The organism is Leptolyngbya cf. ectocarpi LEGE 11479, from assembly GCF_015207065.1.
In the GTDB taxonomy this organism is placed as follows: domain Bacteria; phylum Cyanobacteriota; class Cyanobacteriia; order Phormidesmidales; family Phormidesmidaceae; genus Leptothoe; species Leptothoe ectocarpi.
In genome coordinates, this window is sequence record NZ_JADEXP010000322.1 from 1 (window position 1) to 7,360 (window position 7,360).

The following is a 7,360-nucleotide window of genomic DNA, read 5'->3' on the forward strand; positions in this document are numbered from 1 at the left end:
GCTTGAGACAGAGCCTACTCTAGCTAGCTCTGAGCAACCGCTTCCGGTCGAGCCCAAATCTCAAGATACCGGTAGACTTTTACGGTAACTTTATATTGCTCTACACTAACAGCTGTGCCTTGTACCCTCTGTTTCTGGGGTAGTAAATAGCACAGAGGGTGAGTGTCCTCACAAAATCTTCAACTTTATACGCTATTAAATTAAGTAATAGCACTAAAGCCCGGAGGGCACCATGAGCTACTGTCTGTGTTGCAAAAGTTCGCTGCTACGCCATATTCGCCATGGTGAGGTTTACTTGTATTGTCCGGATTGTCGCCAGGCGATGCCAGAAGGTGCAAAGTCTGCGGTGAGGCACGATTGTTCTGGCTTAAGTGAGGTGTTACTGAGACCTTTAGTTTTGTTGGATAGTTAGGGTTGGATGGGAACCTTAAAGGGCTCCCTGAAGACCCATTTAGGTATACCTCAGGAGCCCTCGTCAACAATTCTAATGCGCTCCCCAACTTACCCACTGATGATGTTCATCACCGACTGTATTCGCCACAGGAGCCCGAAGGTGATCAAGATTTGCCCCATCACAATCAACGTCATCTAACCCCGTTTTATCTAAACAAGCAGCTGTCAGATTGGCATTGCAGAAGTTAGCGCCACTGACAATAGCTGCAGTTAGATTAGCCCCCCTGAGATCAGCTCCTTCCAGATTAGCCATTCTGAGGTCGGCTTGCGTAAGATCAGCCCCGACCAGACTGGCGTTTGAGAGATCGGCTCCAATAAAATTAGCGCCCATGAGCTTGGTGCCACTGAGATCTGCATGGGTCAGATCGGCATCGGTCAGATTGGTGCTACTGAGGTCGCTGCGACTAAAGTCTGTGTGGCTGAGGTCCGCGCCACTGAGATCACAGTGGCTAAAGTCTACACCGCTGAGGTGCAACTGCCTGAGGTCAGCGCCGTGAAGGCTAATGCGAGAAAAATCGCGATAGCCTTGGTTATATTCATGGTATAGCTGTTGAATATTAACCATGATCTGTCTCCATTACTACAAGAAACAGTTTGGCGTTACTGGCGGCAACCTCCTGTAGGCGTCTGGTCCATACTTCAGCATGCTGCGAAGACTGCTCACAACAGATGAGAAATCAATCCCTAGTTGCCAGTCGTCAATACTGTCCCCGACGATATATTTAATCTTGGCTTACTTTGTTAAAAGTGACACGGGTTGTTAATGGAATGCAATGGGTTTTTAGTGGGAGTGAGCGTTTGCCAAAGCCATCTGTCACTTCTGACAAGAAGCGGACAATACCTACCCTAAGGCTCATGGCGGATCAATGCCAAAAACACATCGGTTAAAGCAGCTCGGTCTTGACGAATCTCTTTTATCGGCAAAGGCCTCAGAATATCTAAAAGCTCATAAAGTGCATCCCCATGGAAATGTATCTGGGTATCTGTCACTGTACCGCCAAGGGCCGCAATTTTTCCCACGCGTTGATTATCAATGGTCTGGGCGCAGTCTATCCGGTACATACTGCCTGAGAACTGTTGAATTAGCGCCTGGGTAGATTGCTCTGCGATGATTTGCCCTTGACGAATAACAGCCACTCGGTCTGACAGCTCCTCAGCCACATCGAGCTGATGGGTAGTTAGTAAAATTGCGCAGCCTGCCGCTGCTACATTCCGCACCAAGGTTTTAACAGTTTCACTGGCTTCTACGTCTAGACCCAGCGTTGGCTCATCCAGCAGCAGTAGCGTTGGTTGATGCACCAAAGCCACGGCAATCGCTAGTTTTTGCTGCATGCCCCGCGATAGCTTCTGTACTGGGGTTTTACGTTTATCAATCAGCCCAAACTGTTCTAAGAGTTGTTCACCTCGCTGTCGCGCGATCCGTCGAGGGACCTGGCGCAGTCCACCAAAATATTCAATATTTTCTAACGGTGTTAATCGCCAATAGAGATTGCGGTTACCTTCTAAGACAGCGCCTACTCGTTTGAGGGCAGCTGACTGCCGATGGGGGTCCAAACCGTCAATGTTTACCTGCCCTGCGTCGGGTCGCACCAAGCCACCAATCATTTTGATAGTTGTCGTTTTTCCAGCTCCATTGGGACCTAGAAATGCTAACACTTCTCCCGCACATAGGCGTAACGAAACATCTCGCACGGCATCAAATCGCTGCTTGCCACGACCGTAGGACTTTTTCAGATTCTTAGCATCTAGGGTGATATCATCTTTAGACTCTGGCACATGCTTTAGCACGGGCAAAGGATGCGTCATTGAGGGTACTCCGTTAAAATTACAGCTCGGATGGCAATGCCAATAATAAAAGGCCCTGGCAAAATACCAGAGCCCTAGAGGAGCATATCGATCAATATGAACTTGACGCCATTAACTGATGTAACTCTCTTCCATATTCAGAATCACAGTTACACTCAGAACCATAGCTGTCTCCACAAAAATTCCTTGACGTTGATTGTTAGTGTGGCTTAGCACCACTCAAGTGACTAGGTCCAGCTAGAGTAATAAGGATCACCATCATAGGGCTGAATCCCAACGGCGGGATAGGCATCATCGTCGGGACCAAAAATGCGAGCCATTGCCCCAAAAAGATAGTCAAAGCTATCTTTTAACCAACGAGAAATATGCATAATTTCCTAGCCTCTATAACGTGGATTACCTGGAGTGGGACAGTTGATACCTCAATCTCTACAGGCGGTTACTAAAGCGTACTAAACTACCCGCAGCCTAAGACATCGCTAACCTTCACTCAAGAGCTTCAAGTGAGGTTTATTAAGCGATCAAACTATAAAAAGAGAATAGAGAAACTTATCTCTTTCTTCTTTGATCACCTCTAGCCTAGGCTCAAATAATGAAATTGAAATGACAATAGAGAAAACTCGAAAGTATTATTCACATTACTTAGCCATAATGATGACAAATGCCTGATAAAACCACGGGAATCCTTAACAGGTGGTCTGGCATTACTGATGAGACCTAGACAACCTTAATATTTCTCAATTTATAGATTGAGTTTTTTAGTGACTATGGCACTTTTGCACGCTATTGAGGTTTTATTATTCAATAATAAAGGTGTCCTACTTATTTAGCCTATGTCGCTTCTGCAGAGGAGGGTAGTGCCATGTTTCAGCGAATTGTAGTGGCCCTGGATCGGAGTCACAGTAGCCGCAGCGTTTTGGAAGAAGCCATTGCCCTGGGTAAGCCAGCGACTCGTTTTAATCTGGTGACAGTGATGCAGTCCATGGAGGTGGGCTATGCCGATCCAGGTTATCTCGGTATGGATGGCATCCACGGTGCTTGGACAACAGAACTGTACCAAAGCCGTATGACCAGCTGGCAACAACATCAGCAGGAGATTGAACATTGGCTGCGATCGCAAATCGACTATCTCCATCGTCAGCATTTTAAGGCTGACTATACATGCCCTGTTGGCCCCGCTGGCGTCACCCTTTGTGAGATTGCCGCCAATTGGCAGGCCGATTTGATTATCATGGGGCGACGCGGTCGCAGTGGCTTGAGCGAACTGTTGTTAGGAAGTGTCAGTAACTATGTCATGCACCATGCTCCCTGCTCTGTCCTGACGGTGCAAGGTATGGCGCAACCAGCGATGGCGGCTACCGCGAAATCTGTCTCAGGTATGCCTGTCTCGGGTATGTCTGTTCCCAAGCGGCTGAACTAACTTATTTCCCGGCCATCTGCTGGCGCATTCTGGCCTTAAACGCCTCTAGCTCTGCCTGACTAACCTGGGTTTGCTGCCAGGCAGGCCGTTCCATGAGTCGCTGTCGCCAGGCTTGTAGTGTCGGATACTCTGCCAAAGATAACTCCATTTCAGGGAACCAGGCGGCGATGGTGCCGCTCACAATATCTGCCAGGGTCAGCTGGTGTCCGCCAAAAAACTCATCCTCCCCCAGCTGCTGTGCCCAAAACTTAAAGACAACAGCGGCTTTTTCATGGGCTTGGGCCACCGCCTCTGGATCGTCCTTGCCAAACAGGGCCTTCATACTTAAAGGCAGGGTGGCGGGCAAGAATTCATTGAGGGTCACCATCTGCACCATGCGCACCCGAGCAATGGCGTCCGGCTGGGGGGGCATCAGGGCCGGTGTAGGGTACTTAGCCTCCAGATAGTCCAACATGGCAAAGGATTCAATCACCGTGTTGTCACCATCCACTAGCACGGGGATATGGTGAAACGGGTTGAGGGCCAAAAATTCTGGCGTAAACTGCTCCCCCGTGAGACTGATTTCCTTAAGTTCAAACGTCAGTCCCTTCTCAATCAGGGTGACCCAAACTCGGCGGGAGTTAATCGATAGCGGCGTATGGTAAAGCGTAATCATGGTGTCGGGGCAATAACAACGATGGCTTAAAGATGACTTAAAATTTGATGGCCATTAAGGAACGGTGAGTAGCGTTAACCCATGATAGCGAGCGGTAAAGTATATCTCTTGGGAGCGGGCCCGGGCAATATTGACTACCTTACTGTACGGGGGCAGCAAGTCTTGCAACAAGCCGACTGTCTCATTTATGACGCCCTAGTAGATCCGCGACTGTTAGCCCACTTATCCCCAACGTGTAACACCATTCATGTGGGTAAGCGGGGCGGTCAGCCCAGCACCCCCCAAAGCGACATCAATCAGCTATTGGTGAACCACTGTCACCGGGGTGAACAGGTGGTTCGTCTCAAAAGTGGTGACCCCTTTGTTTTTGGTCGGGCAGCGGGTGAAATCCAGGCGCTCAAAGCCGCTAGCTGTGACTTTGAGGTGATTCCAGGAGTATCATCAGCCCTGGCAGCTCCTTTATTAAATGCCATTCCTCTGACCGATCCGTCTCTGAGTCACGGGTTTGGTGTTTTTACCGCCCACAGTCTGGCCAATCTCGACTGGTCTAGCCTGGCCAAGTTAGAAACCCTGGTCTTGTTGATGGGGGGGCGTCACCTAGGAGAAATTTGTTATCAGCTTCAAGCCCACGACCGCCACGGAGACACCCCTGTTGCCGTTATCCAGTGGGCCAGTCAACCGCAGCAGCGACTTTGGCAGGGCACCCTGCTCAATATCGCCCAGGTGACCAAAGGAGAACAGCTATCTCCCTGCATTATTGTGATTGGCGAGGTGGTACGCTTGCGGGAGTTTTTGAGTCCTCCAGCTATGTCTGATACCGGTGTGTCTGATGGCGGCATATCATCACTGCCCCTTGCCCACAAAACTATTCTGGTCACTCGGGCGGCAGGTCAGTCCAGCTCGTTTAACCCCCTGCTGACGAGTCGAGGGGCCACGGTGATTGACATGCCTGCTTTAGAGATTCGGCCACCGTCAAGCTGGGCAGCGGTCGATCAGGCATTGGCAGACTTACAGCAGTTTGACTGGCTGATTTTAACCTCGGCTAATGCGGTTAATTGGTTTTTAGATCGACTCATTGATCAGGGATATGACCTGCGGCAGCTGGCTCACCTCAAGCTGGCCGTGGTGGGTAAAAAGACGGATAGAACTCTCATTGAGCGGGGTCTAAAGGCTGATTTTATGCCAGCTGACTATGTAGCCGATGCGCTGGTGGAGGAGTTTCCGGTGCCCTTAGCGGGATTAAAGCTATTGTTTCCACGAGTGGAGACGGGTGGGCGAGATGTTTTGGTGAAAGAATTTTCAGTCCAGGGAGCCACGGTGACTGAAGTGGCTGCTTATGAGTCTGGCTGTCCCGCCGCCATGACGGCGGTGGCAGTGGTGGCACTGCGGCAAGGGCGAGTGGATGCGATGACATTTGCCAGCTCTAAAACGGTGCGTCACTTTAAGCAGCTGATGATGGCGGAGTTTGGGGAAGCGTGGATGACGTTAATTCAGGGGGTTGCGATCGCATCCATCGGCCCCCAAACCACCCAAACCTGTCTAGACGAATTGGGACGAGTTGACGTCGAAGCCGCCACCTATACCCTCGACGGTCTCACCGAGGCCCTAGTCCGGTGGGCCAGCCATGAGTCCTGAGCCGTCTAACACCAACAACCAACGCATTATTGGCCTCACCGGAGGGATTGCCACAGGGAAAACCACCGTCTCAGACTACCTAGCCACCACCTACCAGTTACCCATCCTCGACGCCGATATCTATGCCCGCGACGCCGTTGCCGTAGGCTCCCCTATCCTAAAAACTTTAGCTCAGCGCTACGGGAGTACCCTTTTGCAAACCGACGGCTCGCTCAACCGAGCCCAGTTGGGCGCGATTATTTTTAATCAACCTGACGAGAAGAAATGGGTCGAGCAGCAGATACATCCCTTTGTGCGTCAGCGATTTGACCAGGTGCGTAGGCAATACCCAACCACCCAAACCTTGGTTTACGCCATTCCCCTGCTGTTTGAAGCCCACCTGACCCACTTAGTTACCGAAATCTGGGTTGTCACCTGCAGTCCCCAACAGCAGCAGCAGCGTTTAATGGCCCGCAATCACCTCTCGCAAACCGAGGCCCAGACACGTATTCAGAATCAATGGCCTTTGCATAAAAAAGTTGTTCAGGCCGATTGCGTTCTGGATAACTCTACCGCCATAGCAGCGCTCCACCAACAGATTGATGCCGCCCTTCAATGCAATAAAACGTGAGTCAAATGTTCTGATCCCCAGCAGAAATAGTATTTCAAGCAGCCCAGGCGTAAATCAACCCTAAGAATTACAAACCAACGTCACAAACTTGTCGCATTTAGCAACTATTGTCTCAAACTTTGAAACTGTAACATTGGTCACATCAACCACCTCGGTGATACTAGACCGTGCTCTCCCTGACGCTCTAAAAGCGGAAACATGCCATGACTGACTTTACTGATTTTCTCAAGCACAAACAGGCCTACATCGCCATTGGCGAATTCAAACCCGGTCGCTTTTCTGAAGCCCGCCAGCTCTATGAACAGGCGGTTGCCACCTATGACGACGGTTTTCAGGGAGCCTATCTTTTTCAAGAACCCGGCACCGATCGGGGAATCGCTGTGATTCTTTGGGACAATGTCGATACGATGGAGGCCCACCAAAGCCCTGCCTATGAAAGCATTGTTAGGGAACTATCGGGACTTTTTGCAACTCCACCGGAGGTAAAATTCTACGAAGTTTGTAGCGAAATTGGTCTCATGGGCCAGCTGGCCGCCGTTGCTGCTGCTTAAAATCCAAAAGGAGAGTGAGAAAATCTCTCCTTTTTCCCTTAAACCACAATCGCTGTTCTTACTCTTGGCTCCTGTTTTAGCGTTTCCAATTTTCGCATCACCTGGCTGAGATTAGTCACATCTCCAGAGCTGTGTAATAGCCGAGCGGCCGTCTCTAAATCGGTTACTGCCCGTCCCACATTGCCTTGTTTCTGATAAGCGGCGCCACGATAGCAGTAGGGCAGTGCCAG

9 protein-coding genes are annotated in these 7,360 nt (G+C 50.3%); 4 read left to right on the forward strand and 5 right to left on the reverse strand.

The window, feature by feature from the left end:
* Nucleotides 1-484 precede the first annotated feature (484 nt).
* The 3 genes from IQ260_RS24370 to IQ260_RS24380 all read right to left on the reverse strand — a co-directional run bounded on the left by IQ260_RS24370 (nt 485) and on the right by IQ260_RS24380 (nt 2,630).
* The gene (locus IQ260_RS24370; RefSeq protein WP_193995673.1) at nt 485-1,018 is read right to left on the reverse strand and encodes a pentapeptide repeat-containing protein; all 534 of its coding nucleotides are present in this window, start codon (nt 1,016-1,018) and stop codon (nt 485-487) included.
* 281 nt (nt 1,019-1,299) lie between these two features.
* A complete protein-coding gene (locus tag IQ260_RS24375; protein ID WP_193995674.1) occupies nt 1,300-2,259 on the reverse strand; it encodes an ABC transporter ATP-binding protein in 960 nt (319 codons plus the stop codon).
* A gap of 227 nt (nt 2,260-2,486) precedes the next feature.
* Nucleotides 2,487-2,630, reverse strand: a complete 144-nt coding sequence (locus IQ260_RS24380) for a hypothetical protein (RefSeq protein WP_193995675.1) — start codon at nt 2,628-2,630, stop codon at nt 2,487-2,489.
* 491 nt (nt 2,631-3,121) lie between these two features.
* Between IQ260_RS24380 and IQ260_RS24385 the strand changes: the two genes are divergently transcribed.
* A complete protein-coding gene (locus tag IQ260_RS24385) occupies nt 3,122-3,679 on the forward strand; it encodes a universal stress protein (protein ID WP_193995676.1) in 558 nt (185 codons plus the stop codon).
* A gap of 1 nt (nt 3,680) precedes the next feature.
* Here IQ260_RS24385 and IQ260_RS24390 read toward each other — a convergent pair whose 3' ends face one another.
* Nucleotides 3,681-4,334: a glutathione S-transferase family protein gene (locus IQ260_RS24390; RefSeq protein WP_193995677.1), complete on the reverse strand. Its 654-nt coding sequence runs from the start codon at nt 4,332-4,334 to the stop codon at nt 3,681-3,683.
* An 81-nt stretch (nt 4,335-4,415) separates the two neighbouring features.
* Between IQ260_RS24390 and cobA the strand changes: the two genes are divergently transcribed.
* The 3 genes from cobA (at nt 4,416) to IQ260_RS24405 (ending at nt 7,130) form a co-directional block, all read left to right on the forward strand.
* Entirely contained in the window at nt 4,416-5,969 is a 1,554-nt protein-coding gene (gene cobA / locus IQ260_RS24395) for a uroporphyrinogen-III C-methyltransferase (protein ID WP_193995678.1), read from the forward strand.
* The gene (gene coaE, locus IQ260_RS24400) at nt 5,959-6,579 is read left to right on the forward strand and encodes a dephospho-CoA kinase (protein ID WP_193995679.1); all 621 of its coding nucleotides are present in this window, start codon (nt 5,959-5,961) and stop codon (nt 6,577-6,579) included. The genes cobA and coaE overlap by 11 nt, the downstream gene beginning before the upstream one ends.
* Nucleotides 6,580-6,782: 203 nt before the next feature.
* Nucleotides 6,783-7,130, forward strand: coding sequence for a putative quinol monooxygenase (locus IQ260_RS24405; RefSeq protein ID WP_193995680.1), 348 nt, complete (start codon nt 6,783-6,785; stop codon nt 7,128-7,130).
* A gap of 38 nt (nt 7,131-7,168) precedes the next feature.
* Here the strand turns inward: IQ260_RS24405 and IQ260_RS31220 are convergent.
* The coding region (locus IQ260_RS31220) for a hypothetical protein (RefSeq protein ID WP_228016398.1) at nt 7,169-7,360 on the reverse strand (192 nt) is incomplete at its 5' end.